The 26,723-nt window shown below is 36.6% G+C and carries 29 protein-coding genes; 19 read left to right on the top strand and 10 right to left on the bottom strand.

All coding sequences use genetic code 11. The annotated features are described in order from the left end of the window. Positions 1–223 precede the first annotated feature (223 nt). Entirely contained in the window at positions 224–1,339 is a 1,116-nt protein-coding gene (locus P9B04_RS05215) for a glycosyltransferase 87 family protein (RefSeq protein ID WP_342053942.1), read from the top strand. Positions 1,340–1,845: 506 nt separating this feature from the next. On the opposite strand, the gene P9B04_RS05210 is transcribed toward P9B04_RS05215, so the two are convergent. The 5 genes from P9B04_RS05210 to P9B04_RS05190 all read right to left on the bottom strand — a co-directional run bounded on the left by P9B04_RS05210 (position 1,846) and on the right by P9B04_RS05190 (position 5,297). Next, entirely contained in the window at positions 1,846–2,007 is a 162-nt protein-coding gene (locus tag P9B04_RS05210; RefSeq protein ID WP_007305294.1) for a DUF5989 family protein, read from the bottom strand. Further along, positions 2,007–2,414 carry an SxtJ family membrane protein gene (locus P9B04_RS05205; RefSeq protein ID WP_342053941.1) on the bottom strand — a complete coding sequence of 136 codons (408 nt, stop codon included), beginning with the start codon at positions 2,412–2,414 and terminating at the stop codon, positions 2,007–2,009. The genes P9B04_RS05210 and P9B04_RS05205 overlap by 1 nt, the downstream gene beginning before the upstream one ends. 20 nt (positions 2,415–2,434) lie before the next feature. Next, on the bottom strand, positions 2,435–4,273 hold the full coding sequence (locus P9B04_RS05200) for a carbamoyltransferase family protein (protein ID WP_342053940.1): 1,839 nt from the start codon (positions 4,271–4,273) through the stop codon (positions 2,435–2,437). A gap of 530 nt (positions 4,274–4,803) precedes the next feature. Beyond that, complete coding sequence (locus tag P9B04_RS05195) at positions 4,804–5,118, bottom strand: hypothetical protein (RefSeq protein WP_342053939.1); 315 nt, start codon at positions 5,116–5,118, stop codon at positions 4,804–4,806. Positions 5,119–5,120: 2 nt separating this feature from the next. Then, positions 5,121–5,297, bottom strand: a complete 177-nt coding sequence (locus P9B04_RS05190; RefSeq protein WP_342053938.1) for a hypothetical protein — start codon at positions 5,295–5,297, stop codon at positions 5,121–5,123. A gap of 467 nt (positions 5,298–5,764) precedes the next feature. Between P9B04_RS05190 and aspS the strand changes: the two genes are divergently transcribed. The 5 genes from aspS (at position 5,765) to P9B04_RS05165 (ending at position 11,117) form a co-directional block, all read left to right on the top strand. Then, entirely contained in the window at positions 5,765–7,561 is a 1,797-nt protein-coding gene (gene aspS / locus P9B04_RS05185) for an aspartate--tRNA ligase (protein WP_342053937.1), read from the top strand. Positions 7,562–7,840: 279 nt separating this feature from the next. Then, on the top strand, positions 7,841–8,329 hold the full coding sequence (locus tag P9B04_RS05180; RefSeq protein WP_342053936.1) for a phage tail protein: 489 nt from the start codon (positions 7,841–7,843) through the stop codon (positions 8,327–8,329). A 122-nt stretch (positions 8,330–8,451) separates the two neighbouring features. Beyond that, the gene (gene bioF, locus P9B04_RS05175; protein ID WP_342053935.1) at positions 8,452–9,633 is read left to right on the top strand and encodes an 8-amino-7-oxononanoate synthase; all 1,182 of its coding nucleotides are present in this window, start codon (positions 8,452–8,454) and stop codon (positions 9,631–9,633) included. After that, the gene (locus P9B04_RS05170; protein ID WP_342053934.1) at positions 9,623–10,318 is read left to right on the top strand and encodes an alpha/beta fold hydrolase; all 696 of its coding nucleotides are present in this window, start codon (positions 9,623–9,625) and stop codon (positions 10,316–10,318) included. The genes bioF and P9B04_RS05170 overlap by 11 nt, the downstream gene beginning before the upstream one ends. Beyond that, on the top strand, positions 10,305–11,117 hold the full coding sequence (locus P9B04_RS05165; RefSeq protein ID WP_342053933.1) for a methyltransferase domain-containing protein: 813 nt from the start codon (positions 10,305–10,307) through the stop codon (positions 11,115–11,117). Before P9B04_RS05170 ends, P9B04_RS05165 begins: the two co-directional genes overlap by 14 nt. Positions 11,118–11,215: 98 nt before the next feature. Here the strand turns inward: P9B04_RS05165 and dps are convergent, their stop codons facing one another. Continuing rightward, positions 11,216–11,758 (bottom strand): DNA starvation/stationary phase protection protein Dps, encoded by a 543-nt coding sequence (gene dps / locus P9B04_RS05160; protein ID WP_342053932.1) that lies wholly within the window; start codon positions 11,756–11,758, stop codon positions 11,216–11,218. 64 nt (positions 11,759–11,822) lie between these two features. After that, entirely contained in the window at positions 11,823–12,695 is an 873-nt protein-coding gene (folD, locus tag P9B04_RS05155) for a bifunctional methylenetetrahydrofolate dehydrogenase/methenyltetrahydrofolate cyclohydrolase FolD (protein ID WP_342053943.1), read from the bottom strand. A gap of 39 nt (positions 12,696–12,734) precedes the next feature. On the opposite strand from folD, the gene P9B04_RS05150 reads away from it, so the two are divergent. From P9B04_RS05150 to P9B04_RS05110, 9 genes are all read left to right on the top strand, one after another. After that, the gene (locus P9B04_RS05150; RefSeq protein ID WP_342053931.1) at positions 12,735–13,298 is read left to right on the top strand and encodes a DNA-binding protein; all 564 of its coding nucleotides are present in this window, start codon (positions 12,735–12,737) and stop codon (positions 13,296–13,298) included. Further along, on the top strand, positions 13,261–13,716 hold the full coding sequence (locus P9B04_RS05145) for an NUDIX hydrolase (protein ID WP_342053930.1): 456 nt from the start codon (positions 13,261–13,263) through the stop codon (positions 13,714–13,716). Before P9B04_RS05150 ends, P9B04_RS05145 begins: the two co-directional genes overlap by 38 nt. Before the next feature lie 12 nt (positions 13,717–13,728). Further along, positions 13,729–14,004, top strand: coding sequence for a LapA family protein (locus P9B04_RS05140; protein ID WP_342053929.1), 276 nt, complete (start codon positions 13,729–13,731; stop codon positions 14,002–14,004). A gap of 75 nt (positions 14,005–14,079) precedes the next feature. Beyond that, entirely contained in the window at positions 14,080–14,757 is a 678-nt protein-coding gene (locus P9B04_RS05135; protein ID WP_342053928.1) for a response regulator transcription factor, read from the top strand. 389 nt (positions 14,758–15,146) lie between these two features. Next, entirely contained in the window at positions 15,147–16,313 is a 1,167-nt protein-coding gene (locus P9B04_RS05130) for an HhoA/HhoB/HtrA family serine endopeptidase (RefSeq protein WP_342053927.1), read from the top strand. 125 nt (positions 16,314–16,438) lie between these two features. Next, complete coding sequence (gntT, locus tag P9B04_RS05125) at positions 16,439–17,803, top strand: guanitoxin biosynthesis MATE family efflux transporter GntT (protein ID WP_342053926.1); 1,365 nt, start codon at positions 16,439–16,441, stop codon at positions 17,801–17,803. A gap of 104 nt (positions 17,804–17,907) precedes the next feature. Beyond that, complete coding sequence (locus P9B04_RS05120; RefSeq protein WP_342053925.1) at positions 17,908–18,291, top strand: DUF4346 domain-containing protein; 384 nt, start codon at positions 17,908–17,910, stop codon at positions 18,289–18,291. Between the two features lie 121 nt (positions 18,292–18,412). Continuing rightward, positions 18,413–18,655 (top strand): hypothetical protein, encoded by a 243-nt coding sequence (locus P9B04_RS05115; protein WP_342053924.1) that lies wholly within the window; start codon positions 18,413–18,415, stop codon positions 18,653–18,655. 108 nt (positions 18,656–18,763) lie between these two features. Next, positions 18,764–19,531, top strand: coding sequence for a tryptophan-rich sensory protein (locus tag P9B04_RS05110; RefSeq protein ID WP_342053923.1), 768 nt, complete (start codon positions 18,764–18,766; stop codon positions 19,529–19,531). A gap of 263 nt (positions 19,532–19,794) precedes the next feature. Here P9B04_RS05110 and P9B04_RS05105 read toward each other — a convergent pair whose 3' ends face one another. Further along, positions 19,795–20,508 (bottom strand): biliverdin-producing heme oxygenase, encoded by a 714-nt coding sequence (locus tag P9B04_RS05105; RefSeq protein WP_342053922.1) that lies wholly within the window; start codon positions 20,506–20,508, stop codon positions 19,795–19,797. A 246-nt stretch (positions 20,509–20,754) separates the two neighbouring features. Beyond that, entirely contained in the window at positions 20,755–21,582 is an 828-nt protein-coding gene (gene psbO, locus P9B04_RS05100; protein WP_342053921.1) for a photosystem II manganese-stabilizing polypeptide, read from the bottom strand. A gap of 219 nt (positions 21,583–21,801) precedes the next feature. Between psbO and P9B04_RS05095 the strand changes: the two genes are divergently transcribed. From P9B04_RS05095 to P9B04_RS05085, 3 genes are all read left to right on the top strand, one after another. Next, positions 21,802–22,158, top strand: coding sequence for a hypothetical protein (locus P9B04_RS05095; RefSeq protein WP_342053920.1), 357 nt, complete (start codon positions 21,802–21,804; stop codon positions 22,156–22,158). Between the two features lie 90 nt (positions 22,159–22,248). Next, entirely contained in the window at positions 22,249–22,977 is a 729-nt protein-coding gene (gene ubiE, locus P9B04_RS05090; RefSeq protein WP_342053919.1) for a bifunctional demethylmenaquinone methyltransferase/2-methoxy-6-polyprenyl-1,4-benzoquinol methylase UbiE, read from the top strand. 50 nt (positions 22,978–23,027) lie between these two features. Continuing rightward, a complete protein-coding gene (locus tag P9B04_RS05085) occupies positions 23,028–24,281 on the top strand; it encodes a DUF445 domain-containing protein (protein ID WP_342053918.1) in 1,254 nt (417 codons plus the stop codon). Positions 24,282–24,292: 11 nt separating this feature from the next. Here the strand turns inward: P9B04_RS05085 and P9B04_RS05080 are convergent, their stop codons facing one another. Then, positions 24,293–25,537, bottom strand: a complete 1,245-nt coding sequence (locus P9B04_RS05080) for a DHH family phosphoesterase (protein ID WP_342053917.1) — start codon at positions 25,535–25,537, stop codon at positions 24,293–24,295. A 394-nt stretch (positions 25,538–25,931) separates the two neighbouring features. Between P9B04_RS05080 and P9B04_RS05075 the strand changes: the two genes are divergently transcribed. Further along, the gene (locus tag P9B04_RS05075; RefSeq protein ID WP_342053916.1) at positions 25,932–26,720 is read left to right on the top strand and encodes an ABC transporter permease; all 789 of its coding nucleotides are present in this window, start codon (positions 25,932–25,934) and stop codon (positions 26,718–26,720) included. Positions 26,721–26,723 lie beyond the last annotated feature (3 nt).

Here is a 26,723-nt window from a genome sequence, read left to right as displayed (position 1 = left end):
GGCCTAAGTTTTCGCAGCGAGTGACCCCTGGCTTTTTGAGAAGATACGATTTTTGTGTTTGAATTTTCCAGTTTTATTTATCATAATATTTTTCTTGTATCTACAAAAAAACTTACAAATGAGATTATGGATTAACAGTAAATTGAAACAAATAATTTGTCAATCAAAATCTCAATTAACTTTTTTAATAGTTTGCTTTTTATGCACGGTAACACTATCAATCATGAGTTCTTATCATGTTCAAGTGGGTAGTGACTATGGAGCTTATTTAGTACAATGGTCTCGAGTTTTAACAGGAGAAAATCCTTGGGATTTAAACGAACCTATTTTCAATGCTTATGGACCACTTTACAATTCAATAGCTATATTCAGCCATGTTCATCCTTTGCTTCCCAAATTAATTTTTTCTCTTAGTTGGATAGCTATTTCATTATATTTGATGAAGATTTTATATCAACGTTATTCAGAGGACTCTCTGACTATGCTGGCTGGATTTTTATTTTTGTTTGCCAATCCCTTTTTATGGATTTCCATATCTATGCAAGGTTTTTTTGATATTTTGCCAGCTATTTGCTGCGTGATGGCAGTAATTTTTAGAAGTAAAAGGCGGTTTATTTTAGCAGCACTATTTTTAGCAATAGGATTTTTATTCAAATTTTATCCTATTGTTCTTTTCCCTATTCTAGTAATAGATAATCGCAGAATTCGAGTTTTACCAGGAATAACTTATTTTATTTTTATAACAGTCGGATTTTTAGTTAGCTTTTTAATTTGGGGAGAGTCAACTTTTAATCCCTTGATTTTTGCTTCAGCAAGAGATTCTAAAATTCTTTCGATCTTTTTCTTTCTGAAATCAAGGTTTTCACCTCTTCGATTATTTACTGAACAACCTAACCTAGACAATTATAGTAATTACACAATGATAATAGGTTATTTAGTAGTTGTCTTTTATACCTGGAAGCGTAGGATAGAAAGCAGTCTTTCAGCTATCATTTACATGATGATAGTTTTGGTTTTATATCGCACAGGACATTTTCAATTTTTTACATCCATCTTTTTAATAAGTCCGTTTTGGTATGCAACAACAAACTTATCAAAATCAAGGAAAGAAAAAATTCTTGTTCCAATATCGATATATTTATATTGGATCACTATACTACATCTTACTTTTTATTTATTTAAAGGTATTGGACCTTGGCCTTGGAGTTTATTTCGAGAAATAGCTGGTTTACCTAACTTGTTACTTTCTTTATGGACTATAGTAACAGTTGTTCGTTTAGGTTATTCTTCATCTGAACTTCTCCCCACAAAAAAAAATCAAAGCCTTATCCGAAGGTAGTTGTAGCGATTTTATTCATACCAAATCCGGTTCTAAAACCCATCTTATCTTCTAGAAGAGGCAGGAGGCAGCGGGCAGGAGGCAGAGGTGCGATCCAAGCGGATTCTCAATCCGCATTGGAAAGCGCACCTTCGAGGGTTTTCAGCTTTTAGGCTGTCAATTTTAAAAGGGGGTATATAAAGCGGATTTGGTATCAAAGACGCTTTCACGATTTAAATCTAACCCTAGGAGTAAAAGTTTTTGAGAAAAACATTTTTATTTTTGTCACCAAGCAGAAAGGGTTTGGCCAATTCAATATCTTGACTTATCAAAAAAGAGAATATAAGAACCATAGTCAAGAAGAACCTTGGTTTATTATAACCAATTTAAATGATGCCATAGATTATTTATTTTCTAAGGTTTAAGTTTAATTTTCTTTCTTAACAACAAATATGAGTATTTAGTCAAAGCGAGGAAATGATTAAAGCAATCTAGAAAAAGCTATTATCCCTAACCTCAAACTTTACTTAAAATAATGTATAAATAAAGGGAGCAATAGCAGATCCTTGAGTAAAAACAATTAATGCACCTAGCAATACTAGTGTAATAATTAATGGGGCTAACCAATACTTTTTACGTTCGTTTAAAAAGCCCCACAAATCCTGTAAAAGTTCAATAAATCCTTCCATTAATAAGGCTTCTCCATACTAAGTTTCTTTCTAATTTGACTAGAAGCACGATAAGTTTCTAAACTGAATTCCCATTTCCTGTTTAAAGGATCTCGCTTAATTATTTTCATAATCAATGACATTGGCGTAACAATGATAAAGAAAATAAGTCCTAAAATTAAACGACTATTAAGCCATGCAAGTACCTGAGAAACTCTCATCCATCCTTGATAAATAGGGGCAAGGGATTGTGGAATAAAGAGAGAGAAAGTGACTAAAACTCCTGCAATAATCCAAGGAATCAGAGGTAAACTATGACCCCACAATGAAGGTATTAATAAACCAAACAATATGGCAATCATTCCCCCTATTATTAATCCGAACTCTCGTAAACCTTTTTTATCTAATCTGGGTATTTTGTAAAACATCGCTTTAACTCCGTATTTAATTAATCTAGTTCAAATTCATCTTGCCAAGACTTATCTTTTTCCCATTGGGGTTGTTTAGCTTTTGCCAATAAATAATTATTAATTACTAAATAATCCATCTCAGTACGCATAAAACAACGATAGGCATCCTCTGGGGTACAAACAATTGGTTCTCCCCTAACATTAAAGGAAGTATTAACTAGAACAGCACATCCTGTCAAGGTTTCAAATTGTTTAATTAGTTGGTAGTAACGCGGGTTGGTTTCGGGGTGAACAGTTTGGACTCTTGCTGAATAATCAACATGGGTAATAGCAGGTATTTTTGAGCGAGGAATGTTCAATTTTTCTATGCCGAATAATTGTTTTTGTTCTTCGGTCATAGGAATATGTAAGTCTTTTTTAACCTCAGCAACTAATAACATATAAGGACTGGGTTTATTTAATTCAAAGTATTGGTTAACTTTCTCCCCTAAAACAGAAGGTGCAAAGGGACGAAATGACTCCCTATATTTTATTTTCAAGTTCATTATGGACTGCATTTTCTCATTGCGAGGATCACCAATAATAGAGCGATTTCCTAACGCTCTGGGACCAAATTCCATCCTTCCTTGAAACCAACCTACTACATTACCTTGTGCTAATATTTCTGCTACTTTAGTAAACAATTCGCTGTCTTCTAGATGAATATAATTAGCTGTCACATCATTAAGATATTGTTGTGCTTCTTCATCACTAAATTTGGGACCTAAATAAGAGCCTTGCATGGCATCTGATTGGTCAACAAAACGAGGATTATCTAAGTATTGATACCAAACAGATAAAGCAGCTCCAATCGCTCCGCCAGCGTCTCCTGCGGCTGGTTGAATCCAAATGTCTTTGAATTTTCCTTCCCTTAAAATACGCCCGTTAGAAACACAATTTAAGGCTACACCTCCGGCTAAACATAGATTATCTGCACCCAATTCTTTGTGAGCAGTATTAGACAACTTTAAGACAATTTCTTCCGTAACTTTTTGAATAGAAGCAGCAATATTCATCTCCCTTTGAGTGACTTTGCTTTCAGGTTTTCGAGGGGGATGGCCAAATAATTGAGAAAACTTATGATTGGTCATGGTTAGACCAGTTGCATAGTTAAAATATTCCATGTTTAGACGAAAAGTTCCGTCTTCTTTAATGTCAATTAAATTTTCGAGAATTATATTAGTATATTTAGGTTCTCCATAAGGAGCTAAACCCATCAATTTATATTCACCAGAATTGACTTTGAATCCTGTATAATAGGTAAAAGCAGAGTATAATAAACCCAGGGAGTGAGGAAAGTCAATTTCCCACTGGGGAATGATGTTATTATTTTCTCCTAACCACAAAGAAGTTGTTGCCCACTCACCTACCGCATCTAGACATAAAATAGCAGCCGTTTTAAAGGGACTAGGAAAGAAGGCAGAAGCGGCATGGGATTGATGGTGTTCTGTAAATAATAAGGGGGGAAGCTGAGAAGTTTTACAATTAGCTAATTTTGCTAATTCTTTCTTTAAAACTGTCTTTAAATATAACTTTTCTTGTAACCAAACGCTCATAGCACTAACAAAAGAACGAAATCCTTTGGGTGCATAAGTGATGTATGTTTCTAGAAGTCTCTCAAAGGTAATTAAAGGCTTTTCATAAAAAACAACATAATCTAGCTTTGTTAGGGTAATATCCGCTTCATTGAGAACATAAGAAATAGCATTCTTAGGAAACTTTGCGTCGTGTTTCCTGCGAGTGAATCTCTCTTCTTGCGCTGCTGCCATAATTTTTCCTGATTGAACTAAAGCGGCAGCACTGTCGTGATAATAAGCAGAAATGCCCAGAATATTCATTTGTGATTAGCTCCTCCACCATGTTATGCTGTCTAGGCTGTAATCACGGAAAATCCCTGATCACGATAAATACAGTACAGAATAACACAATAGACGAAAAAAGCTAAAATAAGATTCTAATCAAACCTGTTACAAAATGGCTACTATTGCTAAGGTGACACCCGTCCAAAATAGGGTTTTGCTACGGGCAGAACATAAACCAGGTAACATCATAAGTGTTTATCTCCGTGGATAGATAAATAGAGAAGATTACCCTATCCATCTTTACTATACTACTTGTAACCTAAAACGAACTCAGTATATTCTAGGTAGAAGGAGATTGTTGGCTCAGCCTTTCAGCGATGGCTACAAGTCCCCAAAGAAAGATTAGAACGGTCATAAGGCTCATCATGGGTATTTCCTCTCATGTTAAGGTTTGTGAACAATTATGATTCAATTCTAGCTTTCTAATTTTGAAACCCGAAATGAGGATAACCGTATCAGTATAAATACTAGTTGAACTGATTATAATACGGATGAGTGAGAACAAATTAGATGTGACCTTTTCTCTCTTCTTGAACAGCTAAAGCTAACTTTGTGGGTATGGTATCTAAGTGGTTGATATTTTCGGTGCCAGAAAACGGAGAAACAAAAGTATAACAGGGATCACAGTCTCCGTCGTCATAAACTTGAATCACCCATTTATCGGGCAACTGATTGACAGTAACTTCGACAATGTACCACCATTTATCCTCTATTTTGCGAGAATTATTCACAAGAAATAAATCTTTTTCCTGATCAGATAGTTCCCATTCTTCGCTAATAAATTCGATAGCCTTTTGTTCAGCTTCAGATAAAGAAATCATCGCTAACATTCTACCTCATTAACTTTTTCAATTTCCCAATGATCCGCGTCTATTTCCCCTAATAATGCTTTTAGTTTGTGCTGTGCTTCCTCCGGTGATTGCGCTTTAATAGAAAAACAAGCACTAATAACAATTTCATAAAGCTTATCGGGGTTGAATTTTTGAACTGTATTCTTCATATAATCGCTATCGAAACTATTAATAATAGACTTTAATTTTCTATTATGCCTTAAATTCTAAACTGGGAATTTATGAGATTCCATAAAATAAATCTTAATTTCTATGAAACCCTTCAAGATATCACTTTATTGCTAATCAATCCCTGTTTTCTCAAGAAAATTTAAACTAATGGGAAACAGCGAGAAGATTAACCATAAAGAAAAGAAAAAGATGCTTTTATGAAATCAGCAAAAATCTAAACTTAATCTTAAAAAAACATACTACCAAACCTAACAGGCTTCAAAATTACAATAATAAGAGACAATAAAGGATGTGTCTCAATTCTGTTTACCCCAAAATTCGGATAATTGACAACAAACGAGTGATTTATGATTAAGTTGCTTTAAGAAAAACCAATTATTAATTATCCAGAGGTAACGAGATATAATGCACGAGCTACTACGATAACAAATTAGATAAACTGCAGATGCGAACCCATTATTGTAATCACGTAAGCGCAACGGATATTGATAAAACTGTAACCCTATTCGGATGGGTTGATCGCCGTCGAGATCACGGGGGAGTTATTTTTATCGACTTGCGGGATCGCACAGGAATCGTGCAAATCGTCAGTGATCCTCAGCGAACCCCTACATCTTATCCCATTGCTGAGACGTTACGCAACGAATATGTGGTCAAAATTATTGGACAAGTTAGTAAGCGTCCTCCTGAGTCTTTAAATACCAAAATTACTACAGGAGAAGTGGAGATTTATGCCGAGTCAATAGAGTTATTAAATGGGGTAAATAGACAACTACCTTTTGTTGTTTCTAGTTTAGATGCAGAGTTAGTTAAAGAAGAAACTCGTCTAAAATATCGCTATTTAGATTTAAGACGAGATCGCATGGCCAAAAATCTCCATTTACGGCACAGTGTTGTTAGGGCGATACGTCGTTATCTCGAAGACCAACAACAATTTATGGAAATAGAAACCCCTATTTTAACTCGCTCGACTCCCGAAGGTGCAAGGGATTATTTAGTACCTTCTAGAGTTAACCCTGGGCAATGGTATGCACTACCCCAGTCACCACAATTATTTAAACAATTGTTGATGGTTTCAGGTTGCGATCGCTACTATCAAATTGCACGGTGTTTTCGGGACGAAGACTTACGGGCCGATAGACAACCCGAATTTACACAACTAGATATGGAAATGAGTTTCATGTCTGAAAATGAAATATTAGAACTCAATGAAGGATTAGTTTGTCATATTTTTAAATCGGTTCAAAATATTGATCTGCCTCGTCCCTTTCCTCGTTTAACTTATCAAGATGCAATGGAAAAGTATGGGAACGATCGTCCTGATACTCGCTTTGACCTAACCTTGGTTGATGTTTCAGATATCGTAAAAGATAGCGGTTTTAAAGTGTTCTCAGGAGCAGTGAAAAATGGAGGTAAAGTAAAAGTTTTACCTATTCCTGGAGGCAACGATGTTATTTCAAACGTGCAGATTAAACCAGGAGGAGACTTATTTAAAGAAGCTACCGATGCAGGGGCAAAAGGGATCGCTTACATTCGGGTTAAAGAAGATAATAAATTGGATACTATTGGGGCGATCAAAGATAATTTAACGGAGGAACAAAAAGCCGAATTATTAGCAAGAACCGGGGCTAAACCTGGATATTTATTATTGTTCGGTGCAGGAGATACCGATACAGTAAATAAGTCTTTATCCCGCTTAAGATTAGTGGTGGGAGAGCGTATGAACTTGATTGATCCTGATAAAATAAACTTACTTTGGATCACAGAGTTTCCTATGTTTGAATGGAACGCCGACGAAAAGCGTTTGGAAGCATTACACCATCCATTTACTGCTCCTAATTCAGAGGATTTAGACGATTTAGCAACAGCTAGAGCGCAAGCTTATGACTTGGTTTATAACGGGGTGGAAATAGGGGGTGGAAGTCTCAGGATTTATCAAAAACAAATCCAAGAAAAGGTCTTTGAAACTATTGGTTTATCCCGAGAAGAAGCATACAATAAATTTGGCTTTTTGTTAGAGGCATTTGAGTATGGAACCCCACCTCATGGGGGCATTGCTTATGGGTTAGATCGCTTAGTTATGTTACTAGCCAAAGAAGACTCTATTCGTGATGTGATAGCCTTTCCAAAGACTCAGCAAGCTAGTTGTTTACTAACGGAAGCCCCCGCTTCTGTCGATAGTAAACAATTGAAAGAGTTACAGGTTAAATCTACTTATCAACCGAAAGTAAAAGAAGAATAGAATGATCAGTTAGTATGAGGTAAGCAGTGCTTACCCTACTGCTTCCATATCATTTTCTTTGGTTTCTTTCCTCTACTCAATGCATAAAATTTGCGAGCATCTTAAAAAAATATCGAGATTTGATAGAAAAGCGATTAACTCAATATGCTCAATATGAACCTAAATATATAGACTAAGAAATGCTAATTTTGAAAAGTTTTCTTATAATTAACAAGGACTCAATTATGATTTTCATTAAAACAATTTATTTATAATTAATTCAAAAATAAGATAAGATCAATGATTACAACAAAATTTTGGACCCAAGTCTTTACTATAGTAGTTGCTGGCGTTTTAACATCTGGGGTAATTTATGCGATACGAGAATCAAAGATAATTCATAAAGTTAACATACCAGAAGGTGCGATTCTTCCTTTTGATTTGGAGGAATGTCCCGAAACTTGGTCACCATTTGATAAAGTTGAAGGACGTTTTATTTTAGGTTATGGTGATAGTGATGATAATCTTACACCAAGAAATAACTTAGGGGAGATTGGTGGAGTTGAAAAACATCAGTTGACTACATCAGAAATACCATCACATAGCCACAGTTATTATGATTATCATTATTCTGATAGTGCTACGGGTAGTGACGATTATGAAACACCTTCAGGTGATGGACAAGGAAATATCACGGGTAACAAACGAGTAACAAGTTCACAGGGAGGTGGTGCTGCACATGAAAATATGCCACCTTATATTGTTCTTTTGTATTGTAGAAAAAACTAAACTCCATGATTTGTCATTCTCACACTGTGTCATAACCTACTTTCATCCAACTCAGATGTATTTTGACTTAAATAAGGGATAAAAAGAGACTGAAACTGATAGTCAACAACAATAGCACAAGTATGAATTATGATCTTAATCACTGTAATAACTTAGATTTTATTGCCAAGGAATTACAAGAAAGAGAAAAAAATAACAACCTAAGACAATTAAACTCTATTCATCCTCAAGATGCCGTTACTATTATCAAAAATGGCAAAACTTTAATTAATTTTAGTTCTAATGATTATTTAGGACTATCAAAACATCCTGATCTAATTTTAGCCTCACAAAACTACACTCAACAATATGGAGTGGGTTCAACCGCTTCCCGTTTAGTAACAGGAACTTACGATATTCACAGAAAATTAGAAGAAAAACTAGCAAAAATCTGTGGTAAAGAGTCTGCTTTGCTTTTAAACACAGGATTTCAAGCGAATATGACTATCCTTCCTAGTTTGGTGGACCAAAAATCTTTAGTTTTATGCGATCGCTTGGTTCATAATAGTATTTTACAAGGTATTTTCCTGAGTAATGCCCGATGGAAACGCTATCAACATAACGATTTAAGGCATTTGGAAAGATTACTTAAAAAAGCAGTTTTACAAGGCTACAATCGCATTTTAATCGTTACTGAGACGGTTTTTAGTATGGAAGGGGATTGTAGTGATGTAGATAGTTTGATTCAACTTTCGCAACAATATAATACACTTCTTTATCTCGATGATGCCCACGCTTTAGGTATCATGGGAGAGAAAGGTATGGGACTGACAGCACATAAGTCAGGAATTGATATTAGTTTAGGAACCTTTGGTAAAGCATTCGGCAGTTTTGGTGCCTTTATTACCACTTCTAAATTGATACGTGATTATTTGATTAATTGTTGTCCAGGGTTTATTTATACCACTGCTTTACCTCCTAGTGTTATTGGTTCTATTGATGCTGCCATTGAGATGATTCCTAGCTTAGATCAAGAAAGGAAGTATTTATTAGAACAGGTAAATTATGTACAAAATAAGCTCAAAAATTTAGGCTATCAGGTTCTTGGTTCAACTTCTCCCATTATTCCTGTAGTTATTGGCAAGGAAGAAAAAGCCGTAAAACTATCAAATTTTTTAGAAGAAAATGGTATTTTTGTTACTGCTATCAGACCCCCAACTGTTCCAAAAAATACTTCCAGACTTCGTTTAGTTTTATCCAGTAAACACCAACAAGAACACATCAACTATCTTATTAATTTACTGCAAAATTACCATGAGCATTAAAGGAGAAATTATTGCCTATCATGGCTGGGGTTTTGATAAAAACTGTTGGCAAGAATGGCAAGAAATCTTATCTAAAGAGTTTCATTTTAAAACCTACGATAGAGGATATTTTCAGCAAGAGATTTACCCAGAATTTGCAGATAATAATTTAACTAAAATTATTTTTGCCCATTCCTTCGGACTCCATTTGTGTTCTCTAAAAATATTAAAACAAGCTAATTTACTAATTTTATTTAATAGTTTTGCTGAATTTCATCCTGAAAAAGAAAAGCCAAGAACAAGATCAAAATATGCCCTAAAATTGATGATGGATGAGTTTAAAAATAACCCAAAAACTGTCTTAAAATCCTTCTATCAAAAATGCTATTATCCATCTCTTTATATTGAAGCCAAGGAACAAAACTTTAATAAAGAAAGATTAGCAGAAGATTTAAAATTCTTAAATAGAGCAAAGTTAGACATAAATATTCTAGAAAAAATACCGATAATTCATATAATTCAAGGGTCAAAAGACAGGATTTATGCTGCATCTTCTGCTCGAGAATTTTATAAAAAAATGAGCCAGAATAGTCAATATTACGAAATTGAAAATACTGGACATACCTTACCTTTTACTTATCTAAAATCTTGCTTATCTGTTGTCAATCAAGCATTAGGAGAAATAGACAATTATGGTACTAATTGAAATAGCCAGACCCGATCAAAAAGAAAAAATAGCTAACAATTTTAGTAAGGGAGTAGCTAACTATCTATCCTATTCGCAAGTTCAAAAAAAATGTGCTGAAAAATTGTTAAAAATGGCACAAAAATATTCTTATTCTATCCCCAAAGGAGAAATTTTAGAGATTGGTTGCGGAACAGGTTTTGTGACTAAAGGACTTATTCGACAGTTTCCTAATCATTTCTTAGATGTTATTGATATTTCCGAAGAAATGCTCAACTATTGTCTCGATAATCTAGAAATTTCTGAAACACAAAGAGAACTTATTCTTTTTAGAAAACTAGATGGAGAAAGTAGAGAACTAGAAAATAATAGCTACTCTGCTATTGTCAGTAGCTTTACTGTACAGTGGTTTGAAGACATTGTTAATAGTTTAAACCGTCTAATTAACACCCTAAAACCTCACGGAATATTATTAATTGCTTTTCCCAATACTCGAAGTTTTCCTGAATGGAAAGCTATGTGTAATGACTTAAGTTTGCCTTTTACCGGCAATAAACTACCTGACACAATGGAAATAAAACAAAAACTATCAACTCTAAACCTTGAAACTCATATACAAGAGGAAGAAATTACCATAACTTATAATAATTCAGGTGATTTTTTCAGGAGTCTAAAAGCTATTGGTGCCGGACTAAATCTAAAACAAGAAAAACTATCTCCTTCTGAGATGAAAAAACTAATTAACTACTGGAATTATACTTGTTTTCCTAAGAAAATAGAGATAACTTATTCCGTTACATTTCTGACAGTAATCGTTTAATCTGAACGAAACTTTTCCCCATACCCTACCCTAAACAACACAAAAAGGGAGGGTTTAAACCTCCCTTTCTAACAGTCTTTCAAAAGTGTCAAATTTACCTAACTTATGTCACTTTTTTTGACTAAATGAGCTTCTAGGAACCATAAACGCTTGTCCACTTCCCGGGAAACTTCGGTGTATAAATCTGCTGTATCTGCCTCTCCTAACTCCTCCATTTTATCAATCCCCTCGCGCAGATGGGCCCCATAAGTAGCATAACGTTCGGCTAAAGCCTTGATATGTTCCATACCTTCTACCGCATCAAAGGGATATTCAGCAAGAAGAGACTCATTAGCTGCAATTCTGGCGGTTCCCATAGCGGTTCCCCCTAAAGCAGTTATTCTCTCAGCGAACATATCCACATATCCCTCTAATTCCCCTGCTAAAGTATCAAACAACTCGTGGAGTTGATAAAAATCCAATCCTTTAACATTCCAATGAGCTTGCTTTGCTTGGGTTTTTAGGTCTATGCTAGTAGCAAGAGTAGGAGCAAGAACAGCGACAACTTTTTCCCGAATATCAGCGGATATGTCAATACGACTGGGGTAAAAACGAGCCTTTGATGAAGCGTTAGGACTATTCGTGATGTTTGCAGTAGGCATAGTGACTTGTCCTTAGTAGAAATTCTATCTCTACTTATGGTAACAAAATTTACAGCACCATTATTTAGTGATGATTTTGGTAACTAAAAACAGTATTTTGTAATAACATAGCTACCGTCATCGGTCCGATACCCCCGGGAACCGGTGTAATATAACTGCTAACTTGAGACACAGAATCAAAGTCAAAATCTCCCACTAATTTAGAAGAACCATCCTCTTTGATAACACGATTAATTCCCACATCGATAGCTACTGCACCGGGTTTAACCATGTCCCCTGTAATTAGATTAGGTTTACCCACCGCAGCGATGATAATATCTGCTTGACGGGTCATTTCTCCTAAGTCTGGGGTGCGAGAATGAGCAACAGTTACAGTTGCATTCTTTTCCAACAACATCAAAGCCAAGGGTTTACCCACCAAAATACTGCGTCCCACCACTACCGCGTGTTTTCCAGCAACATCTAGGTCATATTCTTCCAGTAAACGCATTACCCCTGCTGGTGTGCAACTCCGTAACCCATCTTCACCCCGTATTAAATGTCCCAGGTTCATAGGATGCAAACCATCCGCATCTTTTTCCGGGGCGATGGCATGGAGTAATTTTACCGTATCTAAATGGGGAGGTAACGGTAACTGCACCAAAATACCATCTACTCGTTCATCTGCATTGAGTTGATGGATTAATGCTTCTATTTCTTCTTGTGGTGTATTGGCGGGTAAGTGACGACCAAAAGAGGCAATACCCACCTTAGCGCAGGATTTTTCCTTGTTACGAACATAAACAGCACTAGCCGGGTTATCTCCCACCATAATAACCGCTAAACCAGGAGGACGACCTATATTCCCTTGTAACCTTTCGACGGTTATTTTTAACTCTCCCTGAATTTTTTGCGCTAATGCTTTACCGTTTAACAAACAAGCAGTTTCAGAAGATATTGATAACATAGTAATTTTGGAACGTAGGAGTGGTTTACGATGTCCTATTTTTTAGACTATCTCAAGACAATCAAATTCACCCCACTGATCATGAAAGTTTTAAGTATTCGAGGGGTTCATGGTGGTATTTTTTCCCTTTTGTTGGGAAGTTTAATCGGTTGCACCCCCATCAATTATTTAGGGTTAGCGCAACCCACCGTCACCCCCATTGGAGAAATTTCTCCCCAACCCACAGCCGAAAGCAACACCGAAGAGACTATTATCTATTTAGAGGGAAAAGTAGTCGACAGCGCACCTTTTATGGATAGTGGTTCCTATCAACTACAAGACGAAACAGGAACCGTCTGGGTGGTTACCAATGATCCCCTACCTCAAACAGGGGAAACCGTAAAAATCACAGGACAGGTTACCTATCAATCTATTCCCATCGGGGGTCAAGATATGGGAGAGTTATATATCCTAGAGGTTGAAAAACTCGCCGTCAACACCCCCGAGAGTACCTCAACGGTTCAACCGGTGGTTGATACCGATACCGAAGCTAAACCCATCTCCAAACCCGATCCCAATGAGTTTCTCCTCCCCCACAAACGCAACCCCAAATAGTATCCCGTCTGTAGCTTTGGCTATTTTGCATCAAGATGGTCGCTTTTTGATGCAGTTACGGGACAATATTCCCACCATTATTTATCCCGATCGCTGGGGTTTTTTTGGGGGTCATCTCGAAGATGGAGAAACCCCAGAAGTGGGGGTAAAACGAGAAGTTTTAGAGGAGATTAGTTATTCCCTTGAAAACCCAATTTTTTTCGGACGTTACGACGATGAAGAGGCTTTACGTTACATTTTTCACGCCCCCTTAACCGTATCCATCCAAGAGTTAATATTAGGAGAAGGGGCCGACTTAGAGTTAGTTTCCCCCAAGGATGTTAAACAAGGAGAGTGTTATTCTCAGAAATTGGGTGACGTTCGTCCTTTAGGGAAAATCCATCGAGAAATTTTATTAGATTTTATCTCTAAATTTTAAATCCTAATACTTATGCTCAAACTATTGACAAATGTTATGGTGGCTGTAGTAATTGCTTTTTGGGTAGGAGCGATCGCTATTTTTTCTATTCAAAACGTTATTACAGTTTCCCTAAAATTTCTCTTCTGGGAATCCATTAAACTCCCCGTTGGGGTTTTACTTTCTTTTTGTCTGGGAGGTGGTTTCGTGGTAGGCAGTTTCTTACCGTTTCTCTTCAATCCTTCAAAACGCAAGAAAAAAAGATATTTAAACGATCCAAAGGACGATCTAAATAATTTTGACAATTGAATTGATAGACAATAAACATTTATTTATCCATCATTAGTCCCCATTAATAAAGTCTCCTAAAGGTAGATACAAACTATGAGTAATCCCCATATTTTAGTAGTTGAAGACGAAGCCAAACTTGCTCAATTTATTGAACTAGAACTAAAATACGAAGGCTACGATATCACAGTAGTGAATGATGGATTAGCCGGACTGACAACAGCAAGAGAACGTAACCCCGACCTAATTTTATTAGATTGGATGCTACCAGGAATTTCGGGATTAGAAATTTGTAAGCGATTACGACAAACAGGTAGTAAAACCCCCATTATTTTATTAACAGCTAAAGACGATATTAGCGATCGCGTAGCTGGTTTAGATGCGGGTGCAGATGATTATATCGTTAAACCTTTTAATTTAGAAGAATTATTAGCTAGAGTTAGGGCAAACTTAAGAAGAAATCAGCAAGAAGACCCCGAGTTACTGCAATTTTTAGACCTCAGTTTAAATCGGAATACCCGTCAAGTATTCCGAGGAAATCGTTCAATCGAACTGACTGCCAAAGAATTTGATTTACTGGAATATTTAATGTCCCATCCCAAACAGGTTCTCAGTCGGGATCAAATTTTAGAAAGGGTATGGGGTTACGATTTTATGGGAGACTCTAATATCATTGAGGTTTATGTACGTTATTTACGCCTAAAATTAGAATCTGAAGAAGAAAAAAGATTGATTCAAACGGTTCGCGGTGTGGGGTATGTTTTGCGAGACTAATTGATAAGTTACCTAATACTAAATCCGATTCTCAAAGCTTTCTTATTCTCAAAAAGAGGCAACAGACAGGGGTAGAATAAAGCAGGTTTTTCAAGTTTAAGGCTATCAATTTTAAAAGGGGATATCTAAACGGATTTGGTATAATATAGCAGTTCCCATACTTGTGAGGTACAAATTTTTCTAGTTTTAGGAGTCAGGAGTCAGGAGTCAGGAGTTATAACCTAAATATTGGGTGTACCTCATGAGTGTGAGAAACGCTATAAATGCAGTTGAATAGGTTTCAAAGTATCGTTAATTATCAGAAACTAATTGATAGTGGCTTCTGTTTTTCAAACTTTTAACCACAACAATCGTCTTCATTTCAAACCTTTTGATCGTTAATGAAAACCATGAACTTGACAAAATCCCTGCGTTTGATCGCAAGTTGTAGCATTACCCTTTTTCTTAGTGTCATGCTTAGTTTTGGAGGGTTGTACATTCCATCCTCCCAAGCTGATTCTATAACGGACTTAGCCCAAACCCCAGTCAGCATTACTGCTGAAAGTTTTGTCGCTACGGCCGTATCTCGGACTGGCCCAGCAGTAGTTCGTATCGATACAGAAACGGTAGTTACTCGACAAACGGATCCGTTTTTTGATGATCCTTTCCTCCGCGACTTCTTTGGTCAACAGTTCCAACCGCGCCGAGAACAAAGGATTAGCGGTCAGGGTTCTGGCTTTATTATCGATAGTAGTGGTATTATCTTGACCAATGCCCATGTGGTCAATGGTGCTGATAAAGTGACAGTTACCCTCAAAGATGGAAGAACTTTTAACGGACAGGTTAGAGGAACCGACGAAGTAACTGATTTAGCCGTTGTTGCCATCGATACTGGCGCAAATACCGTCCCAGTGGCACCTCTGGGAGACTCCAATAGTCTGAAAGTTGGCGATTGGGCCATCGCTGTGGGCAACCCTGTTGGTTTAGATAATACGGTAACTTTAGGAATTGTCAGTACCATTGGACGTTCTGCCGCTAAAGCAGGTATCCGTGATAAACGTCTCGATTTTATTCAAACCGATGCAGCCATCAACCCTGGTAACTCCGGGGGGCCTTTGTTGAACAGCAAAGGGGAAGTGATTGGTATCAATACTGCCATTCGTGCTGATGCTATGGGTATTGGTTTTGCCATTCCCATCAACAAAGCCAAAGCTTTAGAAAAAATTCTGGCATCAGGGCAAAAAGTCCCTCATCCCTATATCGGGGTGCAAATGCTCAATCTCACCCCGGAAATCGCCAGGGAAAACAACAGTAACCCCAATTCTCCCATGATTGTCGCTGAGGTGGATGGTATTTTGGTGGTTCAAGTGGTTCCTAACAGTCCAGCAGAAAAGGCTAGATTGCGGCGTGGGGACGTGATCGTCGCTGTTAACGGTGAACCTGTGAAGGATGGCACTGATTTACAAAAAATTGTCGAACAAGCCGGCATTAATGCCACTTTAAGACTGCAATTGTATCGAGGCGATCGCCCTTTGCAGTTGACAGTAAGAACAGAGCAATTACAAGGGGTATCCTAGTCCATTATAACTTCGAGTGGGGGTCAAAATTTATTGATTCCCACTAAATCTTTAGCTAAGTATGTTAATGTTAATATAATAACCATAAAAAAAATATTAAATTAGCTTTCTTTAAAGTCAATATAATGGAATCTTATTTTAAAAAAGTTTATCTGGAAACTTATAAAAACCGTTGTTTAGAATTATTAAATTTGCCCTCTTTTTCCTGGCGTTTTCTCCGGTTAGCATCCATTAATATTCTATCTAATTTAATGGTTCCTATTGCGGGATTACTTAGCGTGACCTTTTTAGGGCATTTAAAAGATATTCATCATCTAGCTGGAGTAACTTTAGCTACTATTATTTTCAATTATCTTTATCGTGCCTTGGGTTTTTTTCGCACCAGCACAACAGGAATAACTGCCCAAGCAACGGGAAGAAAAGACTCCCAAGAGGTCTTATCAGTTTTGCTCAGAAATGGATTATTAGCCCTAAGTTTGGGGTTAATTATTTTACTATTACAGTATCCTTTGAGATGGATCGGGTTTAGTTTAGTTAGTGCTACACCTGTTGTAAAAGCGTCAGCACAAGCTTATTATGACACTCGGATCATCGGTGCGCCGGCTGTTTTACTCAATTTTGTTTTAATCGGTTGGTTTCTAGGTAAAGAACAAAGCGGTAAGGTTTTGTGGCTTTCTATCATCGGTAATGGAGCTAATGTTATCTTAGATTACTTACTAATTATTCGCTGGGGATTAGAAAGTGGGGGAGCTGGTTTGGCTACTTCTTTGAGTCAAATTATTATGTGTTTGGTAGGAGTATTTTTAGTTAGTAGAGACATCAATATACAGGAATTGAAGCAGATTAAACAAAGATTGTTATTTGAACAATGGAAAGATAATTTAGTATTAAACAGAGATTTATTTCTTCGTACTTTAATTTTCTTGTCTGCTTTCTCTTTCTTCACTAGTATTAGTTCTGCTATGGGTACGTTAGTTTTAGCTGAAAACTCGGTCCTGTTACAGATATTTTCGTTGGTGGTTTATTTCATTGATGGCGTAGCTTTTGCAACGGAATCTTTAGCCGGTAATTTTAAGGGACAAGGAATGAAAAAACAACTGATTCCTTTACTAAAATTTTCAGGAATTCTCGGCTTTATATTTGCTTTATTAGCAGTTTCTATTATAATATTATTTCCTCAAACTTTATTCGGTCTATTGACGAACCATCAAGAAATTTTTCCCTACCTAAACGACCATGTTATTTGGTTATTGCCTGTTCTTGGTTTTGGTTCTATCGCTTTTATTTTGGACGGTTACTTCATTGGTTTAGCAGAAGGTGTTCTGCTAAGAAATGCAGCATTTGGAGCAACTTTTATTGGTTTTGCTCCTGTAGCTGTTATTGCCTGGCATTATAAAAATAGTAATTTATTGTGGTTAGCTTTATCTTTATTCATGGTTGCCAGAGTAATTTTATTGGCTTTAAAAGTTCCAAAAACCTTGAGTAATTAACTACCCCACTAACTATCATCAATGGTAAAATAATAGATTTTATGGTATGTTCTTAATCGGTTCCTTATTATCCATAATAAATTAGAATTGATCTAGAAAGCTTTATGAACGACCTAGCGCAGACTATAAAGAAACTCGATGATAAACTTTCAAAACGTGCCATTGATCTCGATCCAGGAGGCTATTTTATTATTTACGTTGACAGAGAAAATAGTTTGATTTGTGCTAAATACTTTACCAATATTATTAATGATAAAGGCTTAGCTGTTGATCCAGAAACAGGAGAAGTTATTGCTTCAAAAGTTCAGAAAAGTCGAACTGAAGAAACTCTTTTTACAGCACGGAGTGCTAAAGAGTTGTGTGTAAAAGTAATTGAAGAAAATCCTAATTGTTCTCTTACAATGTTAGACCACGCTGCCTATTTAGGAAGGGAATTTATGCGCGCAGAAATAGCGTTAATTCAGGGCACAGAATATGTGCAAGATTAAGAACATTTAAGTTTTGTAAATTTTTTTGAACTTCCATCATGCAGATTCTATCTGTGGTGGCAGTGACATTAGCCTGTACAATAGAGGGCAAGTCTTAAAAAAATATAAAAAATTTTCTAACATGGCTTCTAACATATTGGGTCCCCAGAGTCTTCAGTTATTACTATCCATATTGCTTCCGAGAGGTTGTCGTTTGTCGTTGGTGTCTGATAACACATATCGTATTAGCTGTCCTGATTATGATATTGCTCACACAGTATGGGAAAATCGTATCAATTGCATTTATCCCCTTCTAGGTGCAGGGGAAGTGCTTGAGGTGGTTGCTTCTGATTACTATGCAAGAAGTTATCCAAAACCATCTTAGAGTAATAGTTTATTTTAGGAATTAATGTTAACGTTTAAAGAAGTCAAGAATTGAATTTAATTCTTGACTTCTATTTTTTTATGTTCACGTTTTCTTGGATTATTTATTATGAGATTAGATAAAAATTTTATTAGACAATGGGCTAATTTACTAGCTATTTTAGCAGCTTTTTTTACCAACGTATTAGCTAATATTGCTCCCATAAATGACTTAACCATCGGAGAAATTTCTAATCAGCTTTTTAAAGATGTTTTGATTACACCTAAAAGTTATGCTTTTGCTATTTGGGGATTGATATATTTAGGGTTAATTAGTTTGGGGATTTATCAAGCTTTACCGAAGAATAAAGATAATGATTATTTACAAAAGATAGGTTACTATCTAGTGATTAGTAGCACAATGCAAATTGTTTGGGTTTTCTTATTTTTATCCCGTTTATTCGTACTTTCAACTTTCGCTATGATAGGGATTTTAATTCCTTTAGTTTTACTTTATTTGAAATTAAATATTTCTTTAAAGCCTAGATCTAAGCAACATAAATGGTTCATTAACTTCCCCATTAGTGTCTATTTTAGTTGGATTACAGTTGCCACTGTTCTTAATGTTGCATTAGCTTTATCTTGGATAAAGTGGAATGGTTTTGGTTTGTCTAATGTTGTTTGGACAACAATTGTAATTATTTTAGTAGCAATTGTGGGTATTATAATGAGAATAACTCGACAAGATAAAGTTTATTGTGGTGTTTTTATTTGGGCTTTAGTTGCCATTATGATGCGCCATTTAGATACGTTACCCATTGCTATTGTTTCTGGAATTTCTGCGGCTATTTTACTATTAATGATGTTTTTAAATTTTAAGCTAAAATTGACAGCCTAAAAGCTGAAAAACCTCGAAGGTACGCTTTCCAATGCCGATTGAGAATCCGCTTGGATCGCACCTCTGCCTCCTGCCCCCTGCCTTCTGCCTCTTTCAGAAGATAAGATGGGTTTGAAAACAGGATTTGGTATAATTTAATATTTATTCATCTAAATTCAAACAAGAGCTAACAATCCTGATAACTTGACTAAGATTAGAATAACCCAAATCAAGTTGTCAGGATTGCTATATTAAACATGACCATGAAGAAAAAAACAGGTTGATTATTCAGCCGTTGCCAACTCGGTACTGCCTTTGCTGAGGCGACGAGTTAAGGTATTAAAGAGCATAATACCAATAGCCTTAATCAAATTACCTTCTAATTCCATAAACATTTTCATGTTCATGCCAAAAGCAGCATTTGCTTCGTCAACAATTTCTTGGGCTGTTGCTTCATCGATTGCCATTTCATTTAATGCTTGACGATATCCATTTTTAAAAGCTTTTTCATCAGAAATGCCCTCAAATTCGTAAAAAGATGTCCCATTTTCCCCTAAATTCATCGCCCGTTGCGCTATTTTTTTAAGAATTTGTCCTCCTGACAAATCCCCTAAATAACGGGTGTAAGAATGAGCCGCCAATAATTCGGGTTGGGTTTGAGCAACCTGGTGAATGCGAGCTATGTAAGCTTGGGCTGCTTCGGAAGGGGCTACTTCATTGCGCCAATCTGCTCCGTAATAAAAGCTTAAATCTTTTTCTAAAGACTGCTTACGATTCAACTGGGGAAAATAAATTTTAGAAACCAATTCGTGATCGCGTAGTTTCTCCATTTCTTCTTCCATGGCACTATAGACAAAATAGAGATTAGCCACCAATGTTCGATATGAATTCTTTTCAACAACTCCTTTTAAAAAACATCTTACAAAACCGACATTTTCTGCCATTGTGTGGGACTTTTTTGTGCCTTCCCGTAACATGGTTGCTAAATTAACGCTCATCCTATTTCTTCCTGTTATTTTAAGTAAACACTAGATTCGGTGGCTTAATGAAAAAAGCTTAAGAAACCGCCTAGTTGTGTAGCATATACTAATTTCAGGAGAATTTTTATTAAGAATTTTTACAAAAATAGATAATCTGCTGTTAAAAAATGTAAAGACTAAAGTGAACAATACCCATTAAAAAAGGGGCTAATTGCCCCTCAAATTCAAGGAAATAATCTGACAAAATTTAATTTTTTTTTGCTGTTACACTTCAGGGGTAACACGAGCATAGAAAATTCCCCTAATTTTAACATCAACGGGTTCTTTTGCTCCCAAATCAGTATCAGAAGGCTGTTCGCTTTCAAATACGCCAGCAATTTCTCCTGTTTCCTTATCTACCTTGGTAACCTGAAGAGACATAGAACCTTGACCGATGGGAGTTTGTTTCACATTAGCGTAGTCTTCCTTATCCGCTGTTGCAGGTAAAGCAACTGCGTTATCGTAACCAGTAGCTAAACCGCGACCCTTGGGATCGAGGAAAGTTGCACCTCGGTAGGAAGGTACTCTAAACTCTCCTTCAAAGTCAATAGAACTATTGATAGAACTAAACCCAGGTTCGGTTTTACCCACTAAATTCTTGATGGTGAAGAAGAAAGGAACTTGCTCCCCTCCAGGAAGTTGAACTGTGACCGGTTGGAAGTCAATACCACCTTCTTCAACAAAAGTAACAACACCTTCGTCGTCAACGGTAATTGTCCCGTTAATTTGCTCTAAGCTAGTAGTATAACGGGTTAATAACTTCCCAGGAACATACTCTGCTTCTTGGCGTTTGTTAACCGGTTCTTCCTTAACAAAATACTCTTGGGGTTCCAAACATAAATCATCAACGAAATAGGTTTGACCCGGTTCAACAGCTAGAGAACCCCTAGTAAACTCAGAAATCTGGGGACATTTGTTAGCCAGTCCGGTGTTTAAAATTTCGTCATAGGTTAAGTCTTGGGGGTTAACTGCTTCAGCGGAACCATCGCTACAAGCGGTTATTAACCCTAAACATAAAGCAAAAAAAGCAATCAATAATGCACGAAACCTCATAGTCGTCCTCGTTTTGTCAATCTAAAATTAAAATGTTTTGTCCCTACGGCCATCCCTCATCAAGCAGATAATCTAAATAATCTTCTAGATAAGTTTGGCAATTGCATCGGTATCTACTCTATCAAAATTCGTCCCCAACATCCCTTCTAAGTTCGCAATTCTTTTGATCCGAAAATCTTTTATGATTGGTATGGCCAGGGAAAAGAGCAAAAAGCAAGTATGGAACACACCAACACACCCACAACAACAGATCAGTCCCGAAACCAGTCTAAAGCTTCTTTTCCAGCGTCTCTAGAAGAGATTGTCATCAGTGTTCACGCCGCTTCTGAGCAGTGTCAAGGGGACTCACAACGACTACTGGAATTATTACGAACCCTCGAAAAGTTACACCGAGATATTCGCTTTAATCTATTAGAACCCTCTTTACCCAATAGTCGCAATGATTTGTATGAGTTATTACGGGATATTGAAGAGACTGGAGGATGGCCTTATATCCAACGGATGAAACTTCAGGATTTTTTGCGCCATTTATTGTCGGAGATAGAAAATTCTCTCGATAGTGATAATACTCATTAATTAATTTAGTTGAAATCCTCGTTGACTCTCTAACAAACATCCAGACAATGTTAGATAATAGTATTAGTTCTGTGGAATAAACCATCAATAATGACAGACAAAACTTGGCATTCTGCTACCGATATTCAAAGTATTTTTGATCGCATTGCTCCTGTTTACGACCGACTTAATAGCTGGTTAAGCTTTGGTCAGCATCGCATCTGGAAACAAATGGCTGTCAACTGGAGCGAACCGAAAATAGGTCATACTGGGTTAGATATATGTTGCGGTAGTGGTGATTTAAGTCAATTATTGGCTCTTAAAGTTGGGCAAACAGGAAGAGTTATTGGATTGGATTTTTCCCCAGAATTATTGGCGATCGCAGCTCATCGCTGTAATTATAAATACCCTTTGTTACCTCTAGAATGGGTACAAGGGGATGCCTTAAATCTCCCTTTTGAGGATAACACTTTTGATTGTGTCACTATGGGTTATGGGCTACGGAATGTAACCGATATTACCCGTTGTTTGCAGGAAATATACCGCGTTTTAAAACCACTGGCTAAAGTAGCTATTCTAGACTTTAATCGTCCTTCTGAACCTTGGCAATGGGCTTTTCAAAGATGGTATCTTGATAATTTAGTGGTTCCTCTCGCACAATATTACGGTTTAAAGGATGAATATGCTTATATTATGCCCAGTCTGGAGAGGTTTCCCATCGGCACAGAACAAGTGAAATTAGCCCAAGAAGTGGGGTTTAATCTTGTTACCCATTATCCCATTGCTGGAGGAATGATGGGGGTTTTAGTGGGAAGCAAAACAGTGAACAATGAACAGTGAACGATAACTGGTAACTGTTAAAAATGAGTATCACTTGTTAATTATTTATTATGAATTTGTTAGACTTTTCTGCTCTTGATTTATCTCTAATTTCTACTATTATTATTCCCCCTGTGGCGGGATCTATCATTGGTTATTTTACTAATGATATTGCTATCAATATGTTATTTCGCCCTTACAAAGCGATCTATATTGGCAAGCGTCGTTTACCTTTCACTCCAGGTTTGATTCCCCGTAACCAGGAAAGATTAGCTCAAAAGGTTTCTGATACAATTATGGGTTCATTATTAACCCCAGAAGAATTACAAAAATTAGCAAAACGTTTATTAAAAACGGAACGGGTAAAAGCAGCAATTCTCTGGTTATTAAACCTTGCAATTAAACAAGTTAAATTAGATAAACAACAAAAAACCGCAAAAATTTTATCGGCAATTTTAGAGGATTTATTTAGTGAGTCTTTACCACGACTTTTAAAAATATTAGCTCGTCGGCACGATTTTTTAGAAAGTCAAATTAATCAAATTTTTGATCAAATTCTTTTAGATTTTAAACTAACTAATACCCAAGCTAGACAGTTCGCCGATTGGTTATTAGGGAGTGTTTTGCCTCCAGATATATTAAGACAAGCATTGGTAGATTTTTTAACAGAAAGGAATATTCAAATTATCGATGAAGGGGTTAGAGAAAAAACCAGTGGAACCTATTGGGTAGTGGCTAATTTATTTGGAGTTCGTAACGCTTTATTGCGCTTAAGGGGTTTTTGTTTAGAAGAAAAAGATGTGGCTAATACCCGACTAAAAGAAATTTTATTATCTTTGGAGGTTCGTGGCCGTTTAAGGGAATGGTTGCAAAGTCTTTCTTTACAAAATTTACCTGTTTCTACTGTCCGACAATTGCGTAAAACTACTCGTGAAACGGTACAAATTTATATCCAGCAAAGCGGATCTAAATTTATTGAAGATTTTGGTAAAACTGTTGATTGGGAAAAAATATCGGTTTTACTTATTAATCGTTTACAAGATTCTACGGCTTTAACTACATCTTTAGAAACCGTGAGCGAGGAATTGGCTTTAGTGTTGGAAAGATATTTAGAGGAAGATTTAGAAAAAATTGTTTCTCAAGCTATCCCTATTTTATCCATCGATCAAGTGATTATTGAGCGAGTCAATGCTACTTCCCCCCAAAACCTAGAAATGGCAGTTCAAGGTATTGTTAAAAACGAATTGCAAGCTATTGTTAATTTGGGGGGAATCTTGGGTTTTATAGTGGGATCTTTTCAAACCCTATTGTTGTTGATGAGGTAACTAGGAAAAATTTAAGCATGGACAACTTTGTTTTCCGGATTGATTAACTTCAAAAGTTTGTGCTTGATCTGTTTATCTACTAAATCCCACTTTAGTTTTGTGTAGTCGCTGTCATCGTTGCTACCGGCAAAAAATCCCATAGAAATTTCAAAACCACCAGCCATTTCTCGCCCACCTCCATAGTAACGACCTTGAGAATTTTTTCCCAACGCTTCTTTGATAAATTCATCGGGATCGAGGGTTAGTTTATGGGTACGCAAAGAACCGATCACCACTTCGACTTCGTGAGTTTCATCGTGAATAATGCCATAGACAACTGCGGTATGTATGTTTTCTTCTGTCACCAAGAAGTCCGCTGCTTGGGGGATAGCGTCTCGATCTTCGTAACGTAAGTAACCAACACCAGCAATAGAGCAGTTGTTCTTGATAAGGCGATTTTTAAGCGATCGCTCGATAACATCCATAACATGATGGGATCTGGCCGACTGTAGCACTGCGTTGAGTAACTGGGGATCGTACACACGGGATAGGTACGCAGCTGCCAACAAATCTTGTTCTTGAGCTTGCCTTAACCCATTGGTATCAGAACGAAGGCCGTGCATTAAAGCTGTGGCACACCTAACATGGGTAATGTTGTTACTATTGAAGTCTAGTAACCCTGCCTGTATGTATTGGGTGAGAATGGTTGCTGTTGCTCGAATTTTGGGTCTGAGGTCCACAAATTCCCCTTGAATACCTCCTCCTTGCTTGGTGTGGTGATCAACTACAATCACAATGGGGATTTTGGCCTGCTTAACGTAAGGCATTAATTGGCTGGTGTTACCCTGAGAATCCACTAACACACATCCTTGATAGATAGAGAGATCCCTGTCTTTAAGGCTACTGATACTCCATCTGGTTGCCGGTAGCCCGGTTAATTTGACCAGAGCAATGTTTTCCTGGTGGGACAAAGTACCTGCGTAGACTATGTCGCATTCTATCTCGTAGGGTTGGGCGATCAGTTGATAGGCCCAGGCACTAGAAAGAGCGTCTGGGTCGGGAAAATCTTGAATAACTACAATATGACGTTCGCCGCGGTGATTCTCTAAGGTTTGCTTGAGTTTCTGAGTTAATTTACCCTCGGGGAGATTTTGACTACCTGTGTTTCTTTCTAACGCCGTATCAGTCCCTACGTTACCTTCTATTTGACCTGGAGTGGATGGCAACTGATCTTGTCCGTTATTGTTATCGGTGTGGAAAAGTAAGGATGATTTCATCTGTTAAGGTTCATTTAGAGGATGATCTCAAAGAGTTGATTTAGATAACTTTGTCTTAAAGCTTACTACTTTTTTGATTGTTTTTAGAAATTTGTTATCTTGATGAAGTGTAAAGGGGATTTGCAAAAACTGACCTTACAGTTTACGGGTCTGTTTTCTTATTTATCTGCTGTTATTTTATCTTATTTTTGACCCTGATTCAAGGTACTGGATAAAATATTCATTAAGTCGAAAATCAGCAGAAAATCTTAAAACTGCGCTTATGTTCGAGGTATGCTTGAGATTATAAAATTGAGCTAGTTTCAAGAAACCTCTAACCACGTCGTTTTAGATAATTTTCTAACTATTGTTGTGATCCCATAACTTGATAAGTGTATTTTAATTTTTTTTGCCTATGGGTTGGTTAATTAACAAAGTTTTTTCATTTCTTTCTGTGTACTATGCTCATATGTTAGAGTACCGAGCAGAAATCTTTTTTTGGGTACTTTCTGGTTCTTTACCGATTATTTTGATGGGGGTATGGACTCAGGCTGCTCAAGGGGGAGATTTTGGTTTGAGTTCCGTAGAGTTTGCTCGTTATTTTTTTTGTGTTTTTCAAGTTCGTCAATTTACCAATGTATGGGTAATTTGGGATTTTGAACGGGAAGTTATCGAAGGACAATTATCGTTTAAACTGTTATACCCAGTCGATCCGGTTTGGTATCATGTCGCTAGGCACATTGCTGAAAAAATGACTCGTTTTCCTATTGCTATTTTGATCACTTTATTGTTCTTTTGGTTATATCCTCAAGCGATTTGGACACCGACTTTAAACAATACGGTATTAGGATTAATAGCTATCGTTTTATCTTTTACCTTAAGGTTTATTATTCAATATACCCTAGCCATGTTTTGCTTTTGGACAGAAAGAGCAAGTTCTATCCAACAATTTTGGTTTTTATTCGATATATTTTTATCAGGAATTACTGCTCCTTTAGATGTTTTTCCTACGGCGGTTAGAGAGATTGTTTTATTAACTCCTTTCCCCTATACTGTTTATTTTCCTGCATCTTTGTTTATTGATCGTTTTGATAATGTTATTTTGGGTTTTATGATTATGTTAACCTGGATTATTATCTTTTTTATACTCAACCGTTGGTTATGGAGAAAAGGATTAAAACAATATTCGGGTATGGGTGCCTAAATT

The sequence above is a fragment of the Crocosphaera sp. Alani8 genome (assembly GCF_038442745.1).
GTDB lineage: Bacteria > Cyanobacteriota > Cyanobacteriia > Cyanobacteriales > Microcystaceae > Crocosphaera.
The sequence above is the reverse complement of the archived record's forward strand: the minus strand, read 5'-3'. Positions and strand labels throughout refer to the sequence as shown.

Bases quoted from the DNA above. Each gene is read 5' to 3' on its own strand.
- P9B04_RS05115 (WP_342053924.1), top strand. From the start codon at position 18,413: ATGGCTTCTAACATATTGGGTCCCCAGAGTCTTCAGTTATTACTATCC.
- P9B04_RS05150 (WP_342053931.1), top strand. From the start codon at position 12,735: ATGTCCTATTTTTTAGACTATCTCAAGACAATCAAATTCACCCCACTG.
- P9B04_RS05190 (WP_342053938.1), bottom strand. From the start codon at position 5,297: ATGAAGAATACAGTTCAAAAATTCAACCCCGATAAGCTTTATGAAATT.
- P9B04_RS05130 (WP_342053927.1), top strand. From the start codon at position 15,147: ATGAACTTGACAAAATCCCTGCGTTTGATCGCAAGTTGTAGCATTACC.
- P9B04_RS05075 (WP_342053916.1), top strand. From the start codon at position 25,932: ATGGGTTGGTTAATTAACAAAGTTTTTTCATTTCTTTCTGTGTACTAT.
- P9B04_RS05085 (WP_342053918.1), top strand. From the start codon at position 23,028: ATGAATTTGTTAGACTTTTCTGCTCTTGATTTATCTCTAATTTCTACT.
- P9B04_RS05165 (WP_342053933.1), top strand. From the start codon at position 10,305: ATGGTACTAATTGAAATAGCCAGACCCGATCAAAAAGAAAAAATAGCT.
- P9B04_RS05135 (WP_342053928.1), top strand. From the start codon at position 14,080: ATGAGTAATCCCCATATTTTAGTAGTTGAAGACGAAGCCAAACTTGCT.
- P9B04_RS05180 (WP_342053936.1), top strand. From the start codon at position 7,841: ATGATTACAACAAAATTTTGGACCCAAGTCTTTACTATAGTAGTTGCT.
- ubiE (WP_342053919.1), top strand. From the start codon at position 22,249: ATGACAGACAAAACTTGGCATTCTGCTACCGATATTCAAAGTATTTTT.
- P9B04_RS05140 (WP_342053929.1), top strand. From the start codon at position 13,729: ATGCTCAAACTATTGACAAATGTTATGGTGGCTGTAGTAATTGCTTTT.
- aspS (WP_342053937.1), top strand. From the start codon at position 5,765: ATGCGAACCCATTATTGTAATCACGTAAGCGCAACGGATATTGATAAA.
- P9B04_RS05095 (WP_342053920.1), top strand. From the start codon at position 21,802: ATGGAACACACCAACACACCCACAACAACAGATCAGTCCCGAAACCAG.
- gntT (WP_342053926.1), top strand. From the start codon at position 16,439: ATGGAATCTTATTTTAAAAAAGTTTATCTGGAAACTTATAAAAACCGT.
- P9B04_RS05080 (WP_342053917.1), bottom strand. From the start codon at position 25,537: ATGAAATCATCCTTACTTTTCCACACCGATAACAATAACGGACAAGAT.
- P9B04_RS05105 (WP_342053922.1), bottom strand. From the start codon at position 20,508: ATGAGCGTTAATTTAGCAACCATGTTACGGGAAGGCACAAAAAAGTCC.
- bioF (WP_342053935.1), top strand. From the start codon at position 8,452: ATGAATTATGATCTTAATCACTGTAATAACTTAGATTTTATTGCCAAG.
- P9B04_RS05170 (WP_342053934.1), top strand. From the start codon at position 9,623: ATGAGCATTAAAGGAGAAATTATTGCCTATCATGGCTGGGGTTTTGAT.
- P9B04_RS05195 (WP_342053939.1), bottom strand. From the start codon at position 5,118: ATGATTTCTTTATCTGAAGCTGAACAAAAGGCTATCGAATTTATTAGC.
- dps (WP_342053932.1), bottom strand. From the start codon at position 11,758: ATGCCTACTGCAAACATCACGAATAGTCCTAACGCTTCATCAAAGGCT.
- P9B04_RS05145 (WP_342053930.1), top strand. From the start codon at position 13,261: ATGAGTTTCTCCTCCCCCACAAACGCAACCCCAAATAGTATCCCGTCT.
- P9B04_RS05200 (WP_342053940.1), bottom strand. From the start codon at position 4,273: ATGAATATTCTGGGCATTTCTGCTTATTATCACGACAGTGCTGCCGCT.
- P9B04_RS05120 (WP_342053925.1), top strand. From the start codon at position 17,908: ATGAACGACCTAGCGCAGACTATAAAGAAACTCGATGATAAACTTTCA.
- psbO (WP_342053921.1), bottom strand. From the start codon at position 21,582: ATGAGGTTTCGTGCATTATTGATTGCTTTTTTTGCTTTATGTTTAGGG.
- P9B04_RS05110 (WP_342053923.1), top strand. From the start codon at position 18,764: ATGAGATTAGATAAAAATTTTATTAGACAATGGGCTAATTTACTAGCT.
- P9B04_RS05210 (WP_007305294.1), bottom strand. From the start codon at position 2,007: ATGGAAGGATTTATTGAACTTTTACAGGATTTGTGGGGCTTTTTAAAC.
- P9B04_RS05205 (WP_342053941.1), bottom strand. From the start codon at position 2,414: ATGTTTTACAAAATACCCAGATTAGATAAAAAAGGTTTACGAGAGTTC.
- P9B04_RS05215 (WP_342053942.1), top strand. From the start codon at position 224: ATGAGTTCTTATCATGTTCAAGTGGGTAGTGACTATGGAGCTTATTTA.